Genomic DNA, 16,450 nt, shown 5'->3' on the forward strand with positions numbered 1-16,450 from the left:
GATGTTGTCGGTGCAGGAGCAGATCGCGTGGGTGGCTGAAGGGGTCGAGGTCTGGCTGGCGCGGTCGCGCCTGGCCGCGATCGACTGGGAGGTGGTCGAGTCGGGCTGGGCCGGGCCAACTGGGTGGGGGGAGCGGCTCGAGACGGTCGACGGCGGGGCGGAGCGCGTCGAGCCCGACGGCGTGACCGGGCGCAGGGCTGAGTTCGACGTGGCGGGGCACGTGCTCCGGGCGCGGCGTCGCGGGGACCTGAGTCAACGCGAGCTCGCCGCGCTGCTCGGGGTCTCGCAGTCGACGGTGAACCGGTACGAGCAAGCGGGCGCCGAGATCGGGGTGCGGCACCTCGCGCAGGTGCTGGCTGAGGCCGGGCTCCGGTTGGCTGTCGTCGACGAGTCGGGGCGGGAGGTGGAGCCGGTACACGACGACGAGGTCAGGGACAACGCGGGCCGGCGGTTCCCCGCCCACCTGGATGTGCTGCCGCCCGACCAGGTGCCTGAGCAGCGCATGTCCCGGCCGCGGTACGACCGCAGGCCCGCTACGGGCTGGTACCACCACCGGGTGATGCGTGACTGCTATCGGGCGGTCCGAGCGGTCGGAGCGGTAGAGCTTGACCATCCCACGGTGGCCGAGCTGGCGCGGCGCCGCTGGGTGCTCTTGACTCGCCCGCGGGAGGCCCGCTCGATCCGGATGGCGGAGCACAGGCTGCGGGCCGCGGCCGCCAGGGTGCACGCGGCGGGCCGCTGGGCGTGGATGCCGTCCCCGCCTGTGGTTCAGGAGGCCATGGCGCTCCCGTAGCGGGCGGCGTCGACCCGTGCGAACAGCCGGTCGAAGACCGCACCGCGGTCGAACTGCAGCGCATGGGTACGGGCCCGGTGCTCCCAGCGGTGGCGTTCGTCGGGGTCCATGGTGACGGCCCGGTCGATCGCGGCGGCGATCCCGACCGGATCCTCGACGTCGACGATCATCGCGTGTTCGCCGACCGCCTCCCCGATCCCGCCGGTGATGGTGGTGATCACCGGGCCGCCGCCGGCGAGCATCTTCTCCACCAGCGCGATCCCGAACGTCTCGACGAACTCCGGTCGGGGCTTGCTCGGCAGCGCATAGGCGGCCGCACCTGCCATCAGGTACGGCTTCTCCGCGTCGTCGACGTCGTCGAGGAAATCGACCCGGTCGCCGATCCCGGATGCCGCCGCGAACGCGTGCAGCTCATCCGCCTCGGGGCCGCGACCTGCGATCACCAACCGCGTGGAGTCCCTGGCCCGGCTCATGGCGAAGCCGGTGATGAGGTCGTCCACGCCCTTGGCGCGGGCGAGCCGGGACAGGAACAGCACGTAGCCGTCCTTCGTCAACCGTCGGGCCGCCAGGGTCTCGGTGAGCTTCGCCTGCTCGAGATCGAGGTAGGCGTGCGAGTCGATGGCGGGGTAGGAGACCTCGACGAGGGCCCGGCAGCGGGCGGCGTACCTCGTGCCGTGTTGGGCATCGATCTCCTCCGCGGCCGCGATGATCAGGGCCTTCGTGTACTCCGAGACGGCCACGCACACATCGCTGCTGAGGTAGGCCTCCAGGACGTGCGCTGCCGCCCCGAGTCGCCCCTGCGCCACACACGCACGCACGACGTTCGTCACGTCCGAGCCGACGGCCTCGGCGATCGTGACCACGTCGACGTCGAGCCCGGTGCCCTCCGCGACCCGGAGGGCGTCGGCGACCGCGATCGTGTGCGGGCTCAGGTACAACGACATGCACACGGTCGGTACCCCGTCGGTGAACAGCTCGACGAGACGCCCGGTGATGCCGGCGAGGTAACGGCCGTCGGGGACCCGGTAGTCACCCACGGGCTCCGGTCGCTCGACCACGATTCCCGGACCGTACTCGAGCACGCCGTCGAGCGGTTTCAGAGGCAGACCCGCCTCGACGAGCCGATCGATCGGCCAGGTGATGATCCGGACCTCGTCGAAGCCACGCTCCATGGCGGTCTCGGCGAGGTTGCGTGCCTCACCGGAGTGTCCGCAGATCACCGGATCGGCGCGGACGACGAGGACCAACCGGTTCGTCGGGGTGCTGTTCATGGGAGACCTCTTCTCGTCGCGATCGGATGGGTGGGTGACTGGTACGGCGAGACGGACGGCGGGCGCTCGGTGGTGCCCCAGTCGCTCGGGCGAGGACCGAGGCTGATCTCGAGCCGGCCGCCGGCGTGCACCTCGCCGCCTCCGAGCCACGCCCGCTGGAGCGGCTCACCGTCGAGGGTGACGGACTGCACGTACTGGACCGGGACGTCCGGTCCGGGTTCGAGGAACCCGACCGTCGTGATCTCGAAGGAACCCCCGGCCACCGAGATCCGGGACCGGCGGAAGTGCGGTGCGTTGACCAGGAACAGGTTCTGCCCGGCGACGGGGAACAGGCCGAGGCTCGCCCACACGTACCAGGAGCTGAGCCCGCCGGAGTCGTCGTTGCCGGGCAGGCCACCGCGGCCGGTCCCGAACATCTGGTGCACGGCGGCATGGACCACCTCGGTGGTGCGGTCCGGCCGGCCGGCGTAGGTGTAGGCCCACGGGGCCTCCATGTCCGGCTCGTTGTTCAGGCCCTCGAACCGGTTCAGGGCGTAGCCCGCGGCCATCTCCGTGGCGTCCGGCGACCGGCCGGGCTGGCGTACCGGGTCGGCTCCGAAGCCGAAGAACCGGTCGAGCAGGTCCACGAAGGCCGCGTCCCCACCGGCGAGCCGGATCCGCTGACCCATGTCCGGCAGCAGTCGGAACGAATAGTTCCACAGGCCCCCCTCGTAGAAGGTGGAGTCCCGCAGCAGCCCGGTGTCGACGTCGAACGCGTTCACCCACCACCCCGCGAACCGGTCGAAGTCGCGTACCAGGGCATCGTCCCGGCAGACACGGGCCGCCTTCGCGGTGCACCAGTAGCCGAACGCGAGGTCGAGCGTGTGGCTGATCGGCTCCACCCGCCCGTCCCGCAGGAAGTCCTCGCCGTAGGTCCGGCGGAGGTCATTGTGCATGTGCACGAGGGCCCAGTCCCAGTCGATCCCGGGCAGGCCGAGCTGGCACAGGTCGGCCAGGAACGTGTGCGCGAGTGCGCTCGCCTGACGCGAGAACCGATCCGCGCCGCGCGCCATCCGATAGCCGATCGGGAAGTTCCCCTCCTCCTCGCAGATGTGCAGCAGGGCGTTCGCGAGCTCGACGGCCCGGTCCGGCAGGAGCATGGTCAGCAGGGGGAGCTGGGTGCGGTAGATGTCCCACATCGTGCAGATGTCGAACGCGAACGGACCCTGGGCCGGCCAGAACGGGCTCTCGTTCGGCGCCAGGCTCGGCTTGATCAGCGAGTGGTAGAGCGCCGTCGCGAACACCGTGCGGCGCTGTGCGGACGGTGTGTCCACCTCGATCAGGTCGAGGTGTTCCGACCAGGCCCGCGAGGTCGCGGCCCGGCGGGTCGCGAACGCCGAACGCTCCGTCCCGCAGTCCCGCAGGAGGTTCTCCCGAGCCTGGTCCACGCCCCGCAGGGAGAACCCGAACCGCAGTTCGACCACCTGTCCCGCCACCGTGGGGCCGGCCCACATCAGCCCGAACGGACGCAGCGTCGTCGGGCGGATCGAGTCCAGGTCGAGCCGGGTGCCACCCGGCATCAGGCGCCGGTCGTACCAGAGCATCTGGCGCCACGAGTCCGCGTCGCACTCCACGTGCACCGAGAGCGGCGCCCCCTCGACCACGATCTGCCCCTGGGCGACCCCCGGGCTGATGGAGGCCAGATGGGACCGCAGCGGGATGGTGGATCCGTGCGGGATCGTCAGCCCGCCGAGCGAGAGGTCGATCACCACGCGCGCGTCATGATGATCACCGAACGTGTACCGGTGGACCGCGCTCCTGGGGCCGACGGTGATCTCGCACCGGATCCCGGAGGCGAGCGTGGCCGCGTAGTAGCCCGGCTCGGCCACCTCGTCGGTGAGCTCCCAGAGTGTGTCGAGGGCGTCAAGCGGCGCCAGCATCGGGGTGACCCGGAAGTAGTTGTAGTACTTGCGGATCGCGCCCGTGCCGGTCTGCTGGAAGTGGGTGAACCCGGACGCGAGCAGACCGTCGTAGATCGGTACCGGCAGCCCTTCGGTGCCGAGGTCGTACTGCCCGTACCCGGCTGGGTAGGCGCCCGAGTACGCACACGCGGAGACCATGCCGAGGGGGTAGGTCGCGCCGGGATGGGTGTTGCCGACCTGTGGCTTCGGCCACCACCACGTGGCGGCGATGCCGGTGCGCGTCGGAAGGTCGGTGGCACCGGTGCCGAGGAACGGATCGACGTGGTCCGAACTGCCACGGCTCGGCGCGACCGGTGGAGACGGCGTCGACGCCGTCGCGACCGCTGATCGGGTCTCCATGTGCCGACGGTACGAATCGAACGTGTCCGGGGCGTTTCCGCAGCGTTGCCGGGAGCGGGACGTTTCGTCAGGTGTGTGTCGCGCGAGGCGACGCGGGGATTCAGTCGGGCGGCGGCAGTGGGTCGAACCGCAACCCGTGGGCCTGGGCGACCGGTTCGCTGGTCAGGCGCCCGCCGGTGGTGCTGACACCGGGCCGCAACTCGGGGTGGCGGCCGAGCGCGACCTCCCAGCCGTGCGTGGCGATCGTGGCGACGTAGGGCAGGGTCACGTTCGTCAGGGCGATCGTCGACGTGATCGGGACCGCGCCGGGCATGTTCGCCACGCAGTAGAACGTGGAGTCGTGCACACGGAACGTCGGGTCGGCGTAGGTCGTCGGCCGGGTCCCCTCGAAGCAGCCGCCCTGGTCCACGGCGATGTCCACCAGCACCGTGCCCGGGTTCATCTGCGCGATCATCTCGTCTGTGACCAGCTTCGGTGCCCGCGCGCCGGGCACGAGGACCGCGCCGATCACCAGGTCCGCGGTGGACGTCTCCTCGGCCACCGTGTACGGGTTCGAGCGAAGCGTGTGCACCCGCGGCCCGAACCGGGCCTCGAGGGCGCGCAGCCGTGGCACGGACACGTCGAGCACGGTCACGTCGGCCAGCATTCCGACCGCGACCTCCGCCGCATGCTCGCCGGCCACGCCGCCGCCGATGATGACCACCTTCGCACGCGGGGTGCCGGGCACGCCGCCGAGCAACACCCCGCGGCCGCCCTCGTCCTTCATCAGCTGGTACGCGCCGACCTGGACGGACAACCGGCCGGCGACCTCGCTCATCGGGGCCAACAGGGGCAGCGAACGGTCCGGCAGCTGCACCGTCTCGTAGGCGATCGCCGTGGTGCCGGCAGCGATCAGGGCACGGGTGAGGTTCTCGTCGGCAGCCAGGTGCAGGTAGGTGAAGAGCACCAGGTCGGCGCGCAGGTGGGGGTACTCCTGCTGCACGGGCTCCTTGACCTTGAGCAGGAGCTCGGACGATGCCCACACCTCGCCCGCGTCGGCGACGATCCGAGCGCCGACGGCGGCGTACGCGTCGTCGGCGAAGCTCGAGCCCACTCCGGCACCCTGCTGCACCGCGACGTCGTGACCGGCGAGGATCAGCTCATGTGCACCCGCCGGGGTGAGCGCGACCCGGAACTCCGAGTTCTTGACCTCGGTCACCACGCCGATCCGCATCTTTGCTCCTCGCCTCGTCCGGGCACCAGCCCGTGTCCGGGCACCAGCGTCCCCTGTTCTGCACGGCCGCGCGACCGATTCGGTGCGACGTGGTTGGCACTGATACCCCCTAGGGGTATAGTCGGGCTATGTCGTGGAAGGGAACATCATGCAGGCGCCCGTGAAGTTGACGATCTTCGCCGCCGGACTGGCGGTGCTGTTCGGGGGTGCGTTCGTCGTCGGATCGGCCTCGGGGATCCGGGTCGAGACGCAGTCGCCGGCCCATGCCGAGGAGGAGGACTCCGGTGAGGGCGGTTCCGGCCACGGCGGGACGGGCGAGGACGCAACCGAGGAGGGCTCCGGTCACGATGGGGCGGAGGACTCCGGGCACGACGCGGCCGGCTCGACCGAGGACCTCCCCGTCGGTGTGCTCTCCGCGGCCGGCGGCTACCGGCTCGACGCGCTGACCGTGCCGGACGCCGTCGGCGTGGCGGGCACGCTCAGCTTCCGGGTGCTCGACACCCACGGCGACCCGGTCACCGAGTACACGACGCAGCACGAACGAGACCTGCACCTGATCGTCGCCTCGCAGGACACCAGTGAGTTCCGGCACGTGCACCCGACCCTCGGCGCGGACGGCACCTGGAGCATCGACTGGACCTGGCCCACCGCAGGCAGTCACCGCGTCTATGCCGACTTCCTGCCGGCTGCGTCGGAGGACGGGCTGACCCTCGCCCAGGACGTCACGGTGCCGGGCACCGTGACCACGGTGCCGCTGCCCGCGGTGAGCAGCACCGCCGTCGTCGACGGTTACACGGTCACCCTCTCCGGTGACCTGACCACAGACGGCGGCCCGCTCGCCTTCGAGATCAGCCGCGACGGGGACCCGGTCACGGACCTGGACCCCTACCTCGGCGCGTACGGACACCTCGTCGCGCTCCGGGTCGGCGACCTCGCCTATCTGCACACGCACCCCGAGGGCGAGGCGGGGGTGAGCGAGCCCGGACCGCTGGTCGAGTTCGTGAGCACCGCGCCGAGCCCGGGGACGTACCGGCTCTTCCTCGACTTCTCCCACCAGGGTGTGGTGCACACCGCCGACTTCACCGTGGAGGTGACCCGATGACCGACGTGAGCGCGGCGCGGACCGCGACCGCCGACCTGCAGCGGATCGAGCTCGGGATCGGCGGCATGACGTGCGCGTCGTGCGCGACCCGCGTCGAGAAGCGCCTGAACAAGCTCGACGGCGCCACCGCCACCGTGAACTACGCGACCGAGAAGGCGCGCGTCTTCGTGCCGCCGACGATCAGCACCGCCGAGCTCATCGAGGCCGTCGAGAAGGCCGGCTACACGGCGCACGAGCTGAACCTGCCCACGCCCTCGAGCGCCGCCGTCGACCCCGCTGACGCCGAGCGGGAGCGGGACCTGCGGGCCCTGCGCAACCGGGTCATCATCTCCGCGCTGCTGAGCCTGCCGGTGATCGTCCTCGCCATGGTTCCGGCCTGGCAGTTCACGTACTGGCAGTGGGCCAGCCTCGTGCTCGCCACCCCTGTCGTGGCCTGGGGCGCCTGGCCGTTCCACCGGGCCGCCTGGGTGAACCTGCGTCACGGCGCCGCCACGATGGACACGCTGATCTCGCTCGGCACGCTCGCGGCGTTCGGCTGGTCGGTGTACGCGCTGTTCCTCGGCACGGCCGGGATGCCCGGCATGACCCACGAGTTCGAGTTCACGATCGCGCGTGGCGACGGCGCGGCGAACATCTACCTCGAGGTAGCCGCCGGCGTCACCACGTTCGTGCTCGCCGGCCGCTACTTCGAGCTGCGCGCGCGCCGCCGGGCCGGGGACGCCCTGCGTGCGCTGCTCGACCTCGGCGCCAAGGAGGTCACCCTGCTCCAGGGCGGGGTGGAGCTGCGGGTCCCGGCCGGCGACCTTCGGGTCGGTGACGAGTTCGTGGTCCGCCCGGGCGAGAAGATCGCGACGGACGGCGTCGTGACCGGCGGACGCTCCGCCGTCGACAACTCCATGCTGACCGGGGAGTCGGTGCCCGTCGAGGTGGCCGAGGGCGACGAGGTCGCCGGCGCGACGATCAACTCCGGAGGGCGGCTCGTCGTGCGGGCCACCCGGGTCGGCTCGGACACCCAGCTCGCACAGATGGCCGCGCTCGTCGAGGACGCCCAGAACGGCAAGGCGCAGGTGCAGCGGCTCGCCGATCAGATCTCCGGGGTGTTCGTGCCGGTGGTGCTCGGGATCGCCGTGGTCACCCTCGGCTTCTGGCTCGGCACCGGCAGCGCGCCGCAGGTCGCGTTCACGGCCGCGGTGGCCGTCCTGATCATCGCCTGCCCGTGTGCGCTCGGGCTCGCGACCCCCACCGCCCTGCTCGTCGGGACCGGGCGCGGCGCCCAGCTCGGCATCCTGATCAAGGGACCGGAGGTACTGGAGTCGACCCGCCGGATCGACACGGTGGTCCTCGACAAGACCGGCACCGTGACGACCGGCCGGATGGCCCTGCTGGAGATGGTCCCGGCTGCCGGTGAGAGTGCCGACGACGTGCTCCGCCTGGCGGGCGCGGTGGAGCACGCCTCCGAGCACCCGATCGCGCGTGCCGTGGCGCGCTCCGCGGCGGAGGCCGGTGCGCTGCCCCAGGCGCACGACTTCGAGAACCTCGAGGGCCGGGGTGTGCGGGCCACCGTCGACGACACGCTCGTCGCGGTGGGACGGCCCGGCTGGGTCACCGACGAGGTCGGCACGCTGCCGGCCGAACTGACCGAAGCCATCGATGCCGCCCACGACGCGGGCCGGACCGCCGTCGTGGCCGCCTGGGCCGGGCGCGCTCGCGGTGTCCTCGTGATCGGCGACACGGTCAAGGACACCTCCGCGGAGGCGATCGGGCTGTTCAAGCGGCTGGGTCTGGCGCCGGTGCTGCTCACCGGGGACAACCAGCGCGCCGCGGAGCAGATCGCGGCGCAGGTGGGCATCGACCGGGTCATCGCCGAGGTGCTGCCCGCCGACAAGGTCGACGTGGTCACCTCCCTTCGCGCCGAGGGCAAGGTCGTGGCGATGGTGGGCGACGGTGTGAACGACGCCGCCGCGCTCGCGGCCGCCGACCTCGGCATGGCGATGGGCACCGGCACCGACGTGGCCATCGAGGCCAGCGAGATCACGCTCGTGCGCGGCGACCTACGGGCCGCAGCTGACGCCGTCGCCCTGTCCCGCCGCACCCTGCGCACGATCAAGGGCAACCTGTTCTGGGCCTTCGGCTACAACGTGGCCGCCATCCCGCTGGCCGCCGCCGGGCTGCTGAACCCGATGCTGGCCGGCGCCGCGATGGCGTTCTCGTCGGTGTTCGTCGTCGGGAACAGCCTGCGGCTGCGACGGTTCCGTTCGCTCCGGTGACGGGCCTCAGGCCGTGGCCGTGGCGTCCGGGGTCGTCTCGCCGCGCGCCGTGGAGTCCCGGGCGACGAACGTCGGGGCGATCCGCCTCTTGACGGGCTGGTCGGTCGGCTCCTCCCCGCGCGCGAGCAGGAGGTCGACCGCCGCCGCCCCGATCTGCGACCCGGGCAGCCGGACCGAGCTCAGCGACGGGCTGACGAACCCGGCGTAGGGGTGGTCGCCGTAACCGGTGACCAGTACGTCGTCCGGCACGCGGTGGCCGAGTTCGGTGAGGGCGCGCATCAGTCCGAGGGCGAAGTAGTCGTTCCCGGTGATCACGGCATCCGGCGCCCCGCGCTCGGCGATCAGTTCGCGGCACAGCGTGTACGCGCCCTCCGCCTGCCACGGTAGGGCGCTGGACTCGTAGCGGCGGGTCGGGACCGCGACCACGTCACGCGCGGCGCTCGGCAGCCCGCCCTCGTCGAGGGCCTTGTGGAAGCCGTCGATGCGCTCCGCGATGGTGGTGATCGGCAGGTCCTCCTCGAGCGCCCAGACGGTGCGGGCGCCCCGGGCGATCACATGCCTGGTGGCGTCGTACGCGCCGCGCCGGTTGTCCACGCCGACGAAGTCGGTGTCGAGTTCGGGGATGTCGCGGTTGACCAGCACGAGCGGGATCCCGGCGCGGTTCACCCGGCGCCAGTGCTCGTGCTCGCTCTGCACCGGCACCGCGATCGCGCCGTCGACGGCGGAGCGCAGCAGGGCCTCGACGGCGGCCCGTTCGTTCTCCGTCGACTCCTCGGTGACGAGCAGCAGCAGTGAGTAGCCGTGCTGCCGGGCCCGCACCTCGACACCGGAGATGAGCTCCGCGTACAACGGGTTGGACGGGTTCGTGATCACCAGGGCGAGGGTCTGGTTCGAACCGAGGACGAGCGAACGGGCCAGTGTGTTCGGGACGTAGCCGAGGCGGTCCGCCTCGTCCTGGATCCGCTGCCGGGTCACGGGGCTGACCTCGGACTTGCCGGCGAGCGCGCGGGAGACGGTGTTCACGGACAGGCCGAGGGAGTCGGCGACGTCTTTGAGGCGGACCCGCGCAGTCATGGTGGCCCCCCTCCTGTACGTCCCTCTCGGCCCGGCCGTGAACTCCACGGCTATCCCTTGCAGACCAGGTAGATCCGCAGCCGTGCGAGTCCCGAAACGGTTCCGCTCACCCGCAGCCAGCCTCCGAACTCACGGACCGGCCAGGTCACCATTGTGCCGTCAAGGCGCACAGCCGGTGTGTTTTCGGCATCGACCCACGTGATTCCGTCCGGGGAGATCTGCGTGCGCAGCTCCACGTCACCGGCGGTGTCCTCGAGGCGTTGCACGAAGAACCTGGCCTCACCGGCCCACGCCACCTCGTACGGTTCCGTCGCGAAGTCGGAGCTGAAGTCCTCGCCGCGCTCGAGCACGGCGGTCTGAGTGTGTCGCATCGTCGTCACCAATCCACCGAGATGAGGACCGAGTCCAGGAACAGGAAGTTGCGCACGTTCGAGTGGGTGCGCACGCTGAAGTAGAAGTTCAGGAGCGTCTCGAGCGACTCGTACTTCTCCTCGTAGACCGGCACCGGGACGTCGCGCATGTCGATGACGCGGTCGTTGATCTGCAGTTCCACGTTCTTGCGGGCATCGGTGTCGATCAGCCAGCGCAGATAGTGCCAGTTCACTTTCGTGGGGACCTCGTTGTAGCAGAGCTCCATCGGGTCGCTGAACGGCTTCCAGTCATCCGGGTCGGGCGCGGTGAAGTCCGCCAGGTACGCCAGGCTCGCCTTGCCCTGGACGTGTTCGCGCGGAGTCGGCTCCGGAACTGCCGGGTAGACCCAGCGGCGGTCGAGAGCGTTGTCCAGGGTGGTGTTCCGGTACCGGGCGACCGTGTGATACCTGGTCCCGCCGTCCCCGCAGACGTCGGTGGCAACCGTCAGGGCGCCGAACTGCGCCTCGCTGGGGTGCAGGTTCCCGTCCCACTCGACGCCACCGAAGCTGTTGTTGGCGGGGTCCTGTCCCAGGGTGGCCTCCGACTTGTACGTGAAGTACGTCTCGAGCTGGACGAGCCCCTTGCCTGCCATGGTCAGCCGGCGAATCCCGACGGCGGTGTGGCCCGCGATCGGACGCGTCGCCAGCTTCAGGGCGTACGTGCCGCTCAGGGCGCCGTGGGTGCCGGTGTCGAAGAAGGTGCAGCTGCTCAACTGAGGCGGCCGGAAGTCCCGCATGTGGTCGTCGACCGTGCGCAGGTTGCCGTTGCCGTCGAAGTTGCCGATCAGTTCGGTCCAGCCGTGCGTGCCCGTCTGGAAGTCGTCGTGGGCGAGGATCCGGGGCAGCGGGTTGAAACGCGACAGCCTGGGGTCGGCGTCGAGGAGCGCGCGGCGCAGGTCGGTGGCGGATGTCTGTGAGGTGCTCACGTGGCGCTCCACGTCGTGAACATCGGTTGTCCTTCCATCAGGATTCAAGGTATTCGCATCTTCTTCGGATCCGACCGACGCAGGGCGCTGTCGGCCGAATGTCGCCGACGCTATTGAACGGGCCGGAAAGACGTCAATCAGGCCGTTGCAGGATGAGCAACGTCCCGGGTGCACCCCAGGATGGCCCGTCAACGGCGGAATCCAGCCGGTTCTGGTCGAGCCTTGACAGGCTCGCACGGACGGTCGTAGGGTCGCCATGAACGTTACCGGGAACGCTAATGGGACATCGAGGCCGACGTCCTGAGGCGGCCCTGCGCGGCGCTTTGCCATGATCATTGTGGCGCGCATTCATCATTGTTTCTCCGCGACCATTGGAGCCCAGATTGCAATCGCTTTCTCGAGCCCTGGGACTGCTTGACAGTCTGGCTCGCCAGGGGCAGCCGTCCACCCTCGCGGAACTCGCGGAGCGGACCGGCCTGCACAAGAGCACGGTGCACCGGATGCTCGCCGCGTTCCTCGAGCACGACCTGGTGCGCCATGACGACGCGCACCGCTACACGATCGGCGTCGGGGCGTTCGAACTTGCCCGGGCGGCGAACTGCGACGTCGACCCGGATCCCGCCATCACCCGAGCCCTCGAGGCCGTCAGCGCCCGCTCCGGCGCCGTGGTCACGTACTTCCGGGGCCGGCCGGAGCACCTGGAGCCGGTGGTGGCCGTCCGCGCCCGCGACGTCGTGGCCGTCCGCGAGGGCCCGGTGCACTGGCACGCCAGCGCGATCGGCAAGGCGTTCCTCTCGATGCGACCCAAGGCCGAGCTGGACCGGCTCCTGGTGCACGCGAGCCTGCCGGCGCTGACCGCCCGCACCCTCACCGATCCGTTCCGGGTCCGGCAGGCCGTCACCCGGGCGCGGATGCGCGGCTACGCCGTCGAGGACCGTGAGGTCACGGCGGACCGGCGGGCGATCGCGGCACCCGTGGTGGCGCAGGGCGGCATGGCCGTCGGTGTGATCGAGGCCGTGCTCCCCGCCGGACAGCTTGGCCCGGACCGGCTCCGGACCCTGGCGGTCGCCCTGATCGGGTGCGCCGAGGAACTCGCATCGACGTTCGTGGACCGCCGGAACACGGCACCCCTGGTGGCACTGTCCGCACCGGGTGTCGGCGCCTGATGGTCGCCTACATCGTCCGTCGGCTCTTCTTCGCGGCCTTCGTCATGTGGGGTGCCGTGACCATCGTCTTCATCGTGCTGCGCATGGTGCCGGGCGACCCGGCCCTGGTCATGCTGGGCCCGGACGCGAACCCGGACGAGATCGCCGCGCTCCGGGAGTCCCTCGGCCTGACGGAGCCGATCCCGCAGCAGTACCTGCACTACCTCGCCTCCTCGGTACGGCTCGACTTCGGCGACTCCATCCGGCTGGGCGGGGACGCCATGGACCATGTGCTCGAACGGATGCCGATGACGATCCAGCTCTCCGTCGCGGCCCTGATGTTCGCGGTGGTGTTCGGGATCGGCTTCGGCATCGTGGCCGCGTTGCGGGTCAACACCTGGGCGGATCGGGTCGTCACCGTGACGTCGCTGGTGACCCACTCACTGCCCTCGTTCTGGGTGGGTCTGGTGCTGATCCTGATGCTCGCCCGCGGCCTGCAGCTGCTGCCCAGCGGCGGCGCCGGCTCCTTCGCCCACCTGCTCCTGCCGGCGTTCGCGCTGGCGCTGCCGTTCACGGCGATGGTCATGCGGCTGACCCGCTCCGGGCTGCTCGAGGTCATCAACGAGGGCTACATCGCCACGGCCCGCTCGAAGGGCCTGTCCGAGCGGGTCGTGATCTTCCCGCACGCGATCCGCAACGCCCTGATCCCGATCGTGACGGTCGTGGGCCTGTACTTCGGCGCAATCCTCGGCGGCACCGTCGTGATCGAGACCGTGTTCGCGTGGCCGGGGGTCGGTCGCCTGATCGTCGACTCGATCGGGTTCCGCGACTACGGCGTCGTGCAGGCGGGGATCCTCGTGATCGCCGCCATCTTCGTGATGATCAACCTGATCGTGGACATCCTCTACGGATACCTCGATCCCCGAGTCCGGCTGGCGAGGTGACGTCGATGACCGGCGGTACGGAACTGATCGAGACGGTGGCGGCGCCGATGGCGGACGCCGTACCGGAGCGCGCGCGCCGCGGACGCGGCTGGGGGCCGCGGATCTGGATCCCCCTCGTGGTGGTGGCGTTCTACGTGCTCGCCGCGGTCTTCGGGCCGATGATCGTGACCTTCGACCCGGTCGCCACGGACACCGCGAACCGGCTGCTGCCGCCGCTGTCCCACCGCGACGACGGGTCCCTCGTGCTGTTCGGCACCGACCAGGTGGGCCAGGACCTGCTGGCCCAGACCATGCAGGGGGCCAGGGTCTCGATGCTGGTCGGGGTCGCGACCCTGCTCCTGGCGGGTTTCATCGGGGTCGTCGTGGGCGTGGTCTCCGGGTACTTCGGGCGCTGGGCGGACGCCGTGCTGATGCGGGTCGCGGACATCCAGCTCACGTTTCCCGGGATCCTGCTGGCGATCCTGATCGCGGCGGTGATCGGGCAGAGCGTGCTGAACGTGGTCCTGATCCTTGCGATCAGCGGCTGGGTGACGTTCGCGCGGGTCACCCGCGGCCAGGTCCTGGCCACGAAGAACCGCGAGTACGTGGACGCCACCCGCACCCTCGGTGCGAGCAACTGGCACATCATCCGGACCTGCATCCTGCCGGCCTGCACGGCGCCGATCCTGGTGATCGCGACCCTGGACATCGGCAGCGTCATCCTCGCCGAGGCGGCGCTGTCCTTCCTCGGCCTCGGGACCCCGGCGTCCACGCCCAGCTGGGGCGTGACCATCGCGAACGGACGCAACCTGCTCAGCAGCGCCTGGTGGGTCTCCACGATCCCCGGCATCTGCCTTGCCATCCTCGTGGTCTCCTTCGGCATCCTCGGTGACGCCCTGCGGGACCGCTTCGACCCGAAGATGAAGGGCATCTGACGATGAGAGTCGACGAGCGACCCACGGGCGCCCCCGCCCCCGGCACCCGGACCGGACCGTTGCTGCGCGTGCAGGACCTGAGCGTCTCGTTCGCGACCGGCTCGGGGCGGCTCCGGGCCGTGGACGGGGTCTCCTTCGACGTCGGCGCGGGCGAGACCGTGGCCGTGCTCGGGGAGTCCGGGTCCGGCAAGAGCGTCACGGCCCAGACCGTCATGGGCCTGCTGCCGCGGCCGGCCGGACGGATCGACGGGGGCCGGATCTGCTTCGACGGCGTCGACCTGCTGGACCGGCCCGACTCCTACACCCGGGCCCTGTGCGGCACGGAGATCGCGATGATCTTCCAGGACCCGCTCTCGTCGCTGAACCCGGTGTTCCGAGTGGGCACCCAGATCGGGGAGACGCTCCGGCGGCGCCGCGGGGTCTCCCGCCGCAAGGCTCGCGAGCACGCCGTCGAGATGATGCACCGGGTCGGGATCCCGGCGCCGCACAAGCGGGTCGACGACTACCCGCACCAGTTCTCCGGCGGCATGCGCCAGCGCGTCATGATCGCCATGGCGCTGTCGATGAACCCCCGCCTGGTCATCGCGGACGAGCCCACCACCGCCCTCGACGTCACCGTCCAGGCGCAGATCATGAGCCTGCTCGCGGACCTGCAGCGCGAGGAGGGGATGGCGTTGGTGCTGATCACGCACGACCTCGGCGTGGTCGCGGACGTGGCCGACCGTGCGGTCCTCATGTACGCCGGCCGGGTCGTCGAGACGGGACCGATCCGTGAGGTCTACGACCACGGTGCCCACCCCTACTCGGTCGGCCTGATGGGCTCCCTGCCCACCGGCGACCAGGATCGGCTCATCCCGATCACCGGGGCGCCGCCGGACCTGCGGCAACTGCCGACGGGCTGCTCGTTCCACCCGCGATGTGCCTTCGCGACGGACCTGTGCCGCACCGAGGAGCCGGCGCTGCGAGCGGCCCCGGACTGGCCGCAGGCGCACCGGACCGCATGCCACCACGCCGAGGAGGTGCTCGTCGATGGCCTCCGCTGAGCCGCTGCTGAGCGTGGTGGACCTGCACACCACGTTCCCGATCCGGTCGGCGCTGCTGCGACGGCGGGTCGGGGGCATCCAGGCGGTCGCCGGGGTGAGTTTCGACCTGCGGGCGGGGCAGACCCTCGGCCTGGTCGGGGAGTCCGGTTCCGGCAAGTCCACCGTGGCCCGGACGATCATCGGCCTCGAGCAGGCGGCCTCCGGCCAGGTGCTCTTCCAGGGCCAGGACTTCGCCGCCGCCGGCCGGGCACGGACCCGTCGGCTGCGCCGCGACGTCCAGATGATCTTCCAGGACCCCTACTCCTCGCTGAACCCGAGGCGCACGGTCGCCGAACTCGTGTCGGAGGGGTGGCAGGTGCAGCCCGGCTTCGGTCCCCGCGGCACCTGGCGCGCGAGTGTGCAGGAGCTGCTCGAACGCGTCGGCCTGAACCCCGACCACCTCGACCGGTATCCGCACCAGTTCTCCGGCGGCCAGCGCCAGCGGATCGGGATCGCCCGGGCCCTGGCGATGTCCCCCAAGCTGATCATCTGCGACGAGGCGGTCTCCGCGCTGGACGTGTCCATCCAGGCCCAGGTGATCAACCTGCTCCAGGACCTGCAGCGCGACCTCGGCCTGACCTACCTGTTCATCGCCCACGACCTGTCCGTGGTCCGGCACATCTCCGACCGGATCGCGGTCATGTACCTCGGCCGGATCGTCGAGGAGGGCACCCGGGACGAGGTGTTCAACCGGCCCACGCACCCGTACACCCAGGCGCTGCTGTCGGCGATCCCGGTGTCGCACCCGTGGCGGATGCCCAGCCGGGAACGGATCGTGCTGGTCGGTGACGTGCCCTCCCCGGCCGACCCGCCGAGCGGCTGCCGGTTCCGGACCCGGTGCCCCAAGGCAGAGGATCTCTGCGCGGTGGAGGTACCGGCACTGCGGGTGCGCCTGGGCGAGCACGCGAGCGCGTGCCACTTCGCCGCCGTCGAACCCGCCGTGGCGCCGACCGCCTGACCCGACCAGGGTCCACCCGCCGACGGGGCGGGCGGCCGCGCCGCCCGCCCC

The 16,450-nt window shown here is 71.0% G+C and carries 14 protein-coding genes; 8 read left to right on the top strand and 6 right to left on the bottom strand.

Features of this window, described 5'->3' with window-relative positions; genetic code table 11:
• Position 1: 1 nt before the first annotated feature.
• Positions 2-793, top strand: coding sequence for a helix-turn-helix domain-containing protein (locus GKS42_RS03630; RefSeq protein WP_168217743.1), 792 nt, complete (start codon positions 2-4; stop codon positions 791-793).
• Here GKS42_RS03630 and GKS42_RS03635 read toward each other — a convergent pair.
• The 3 genes from GKS42_RS03635 to ald all read right to left on the bottom strand — a co-directional run bounded on the left by GKS42_RS03635 (position 769) and on the right by ald (position 5,577).
• Positions 769-2,064, bottom strand: a complete 1,296-nt coding sequence (locus GKS42_RS03635) for a glycosyltransferase (RefSeq protein WP_154792610.1) — start codon at positions 2,062-2,064, stop codon at positions 769-771. The two genes, GKS42_RS03630 and GKS42_RS03635, sit on opposite strands and share 25 nt — an antisense overlap.
• Positions 2,061-4,364: a glycoside hydrolase domain-containing protein gene (locus GKS42_RS03640; RefSeq protein WP_154792611.1), complete on the bottom strand. Its 2,304-nt coding sequence runs from the start codon at positions 4,362-4,364 to the stop codon at positions 2,061-2,063. Before GKS42_RS03640 ends, GKS42_RS03635 begins: the two co-directional genes overlap by 4 nt.
• Before the next feature lie 100 nt (positions 4,365-4,464).
• Positions 4,465-5,577, bottom strand: coding sequence for an alanine dehydrogenase (ald, locus tag GKS42_RS03645; protein WP_154792612.1), 1,113 nt, complete (start codon positions 5,575-5,577; stop codon positions 4,465-4,467).
• A gap of 148 nt (positions 5,578-5,725) precedes the next feature.
• Here ald and GKS42_RS03650 point away from each other — a divergent pair, with 148 nt between their 5' ends.
• On the top strand, positions 5,726-6,679 hold the full coding sequence (locus GKS42_RS03650) for a hypothetical protein (RefSeq protein ID WP_154792613.1): 954 nt from the start codon (positions 5,726-5,728) through the stop codon (positions 6,677-6,679).
• Positions 6,676-8,946 (top strand): heavy metal translocating P-type ATPase, encoded by a 2,271-nt coding sequence (locus tag GKS42_RS03655; protein ID WP_154792614.1) that lies wholly within the window; start codon positions 6,676-6,678, stop codon positions 8,944-8,946. Before GKS42_RS03650 ends, GKS42_RS03655 begins: the two co-directional genes overlap by 4 nt.
• Before the next feature lie 6 nt (positions 8,947-8,952).
• On the opposite strand, the gene GKS42_RS03660 is transcribed toward GKS42_RS03655, so the two are convergent.
• The 3 genes from GKS42_RS03660 to GKS42_RS03670 are packed head-to-tail and all read right to left on the bottom strand — an operon-like array spanning position 8,953 to position 11,356.
• A complete protein-coding gene (locus tag GKS42_RS03660) occupies positions 8,953-10,020 on the bottom strand; it encodes a LacI family DNA-binding transcriptional regulator (protein ID WP_154792615.1) in 1,068 nt (355 codons plus the stop codon).
• Between the two features lie 50 nt (positions 10,021-10,070).
• Positions 10,071-10,391, bottom strand: coding sequence for a hypothetical protein (locus GKS42_RS03665; protein ID WP_154792616.1), 321 nt, complete (start codon positions 10,389-10,391; stop codon positions 10,071-10,073).
• 5 nt (positions 10,392-10,396) lie between these two features.
• Positions 10,397-11,356, bottom strand: a complete 960-nt coding sequence (locus GKS42_RS03670) for a DUF6772 family protein (RefSeq protein WP_210769304.1) — start codon at positions 11,354-11,356, stop codon at positions 10,397-10,399.
• 383 nt (positions 11,357-11,739) lie between these two features.
• Here GKS42_RS03670 and GKS42_RS03675 point away from each other — a divergent pair, with 383 nt between their 5' ends.
• From GKS42_RS03675 to GKS42_RS03695, 5 genes are read left to right on the top strand one after another with little or no spacing between them, the layout of a single operon-like run.
• Positions 11,740-12,522, top strand: coding sequence for an IclR family transcriptional regulator (locus GKS42_RS03675; RefSeq protein WP_168217744.1), 783 nt, complete (start codon positions 11,740-11,742; stop codon positions 12,520-12,522).
• Positions 12,522-13,445 carry an ABC transporter permease gene (locus GKS42_RS03680; RefSeq protein WP_154792618.1) on the top strand — a complete coding sequence of 308 codons (924 nt, stop codon included), beginning with the start codon at positions 12,522-12,524 and terminating at the stop codon, positions 13,443-13,445. The genes GKS42_RS03675 and GKS42_RS03680 overlap by 1 nt, the downstream gene beginning before the upstream one ends.
• A gap of 5 nt (positions 13,446-13,450) precedes the next feature.
• Positions 13,451-14,359: an ABC transporter permease gene (locus tag GKS42_RS03685; RefSeq protein WP_210769305.1), complete on the top strand. Its 909-nt coding sequence runs from the start codon at positions 13,451-13,453 to the stop codon at positions 14,357-14,359.
• Positions 14,360-14,361: 2 nt separating this feature from the next.
• Positions 14,362-15,402, top strand: a complete 1,041-nt coding sequence (locus tag GKS42_RS03690) for an ABC transporter ATP-binding protein (protein ID WP_154792619.1) — start codon at positions 14,362-14,364, stop codon at positions 15,400-15,402.
• Entirely contained in the window at positions 15,389-16,399 is a 1,011-nt protein-coding gene (locus tag GKS42_RS03695; protein ID WP_154792620.1) for an ABC transporter ATP-binding protein, read from the top strand. The genes GKS42_RS03690 and GKS42_RS03695 overlap by 14 nt, the downstream gene beginning before the upstream one ends.
• The last annotated feature ends 51 nt before the right edge of the window (positions 16,400-16,450 follow it).

Source organism: Occultella kanbiaonis (genome assembly GCF_009708215.1).
GTDB classification, from domain to species: domain Bacteria; phylum Actinomycetota; class Actinomycetes; order Actinomycetales; family Beutenbergiaceae; genus Occultella; species Occultella kanbiaonis.

Coding starts and splice junctions, on each gene's coding strand:
- GKS42_RS03630 (WP_168217743.1), top strand. CDS start 2: ATGTTGTCGGTGCAGGAGCAGATCGCGTGGGTGGCTGAAGGGGTCGAG.
- GKS42_RS03635 (WP_154792610.1), bottom strand. CDS start 2,064: ATGAACAGCACCCCGACGAACCGGTTGGTCCTCGTCGTCCGCGCCGAT.
- GKS42_RS03640 (WP_154792611.1), bottom strand. CDS start 4,364: ATGGAGACCCGATCAGCGGTCGCGACGGCGTCGACGCCGTCTCCACCG.
- ald (WP_154792612.1), bottom strand. CDS start 5,577: ATGCGGATCGGCGTGGTGACCGAGGTCAAGAACTCGGAGTTCCGGGTC.
- GKS42_RS03650 (WP_154792613.1), top strand. CDS start 5,726: ATGCAGGCGCCCGTGAAGTTGACGATCTTCGCCGCCGGACTGGCGGTG.
- GKS42_RS03655 (WP_154792614.1), top strand. CDS start 6,676: ATGACCGACGTGAGCGCGGCGCGGACCGCGACCGCCGACCTGCAGCGG.
- GKS42_RS03660 (WP_154792615.1), bottom strand. CDS start 10,020: ATGACTGCGCGGGTCCGCCTCAAAGACGTCGCCGACTCCCTCGGCCTG.
- GKS42_RS03665 (WP_154792616.1), bottom strand. CDS start 10,391: ATGCGACACACTCAGACCGCCGTGCTCGAGCGCGGCGAGGACTTCAGC.
- GKS42_RS03680 (WP_154792618.1), top strand. CDS start 12,522: ATGGTCGCCTACATCGTCCGTCGGCTCTTCTTCGCGGCCTTCGTCATG.
- GKS42_RS03685 (WP_210769305.1), top strand. CDS start 13,451: ATGACCGGCGGTACGGAACTGATCGAGACGGTGGCGGCGCCGATGGCG.
- GKS42_RS03690 (WP_154792619.1), top strand. CDS start 14,362: ATGAGAGTCGACGAGCGACCCACGGGCGCCCCCGCCCCCGGCACCCGG.
- GKS42_RS03695 (WP_154792620.1), top strand. CDS start 15,389: ATGGCCTCCGCTGAGCCGCTGCTGAGCGTGGTGGACCTGCACACCACG.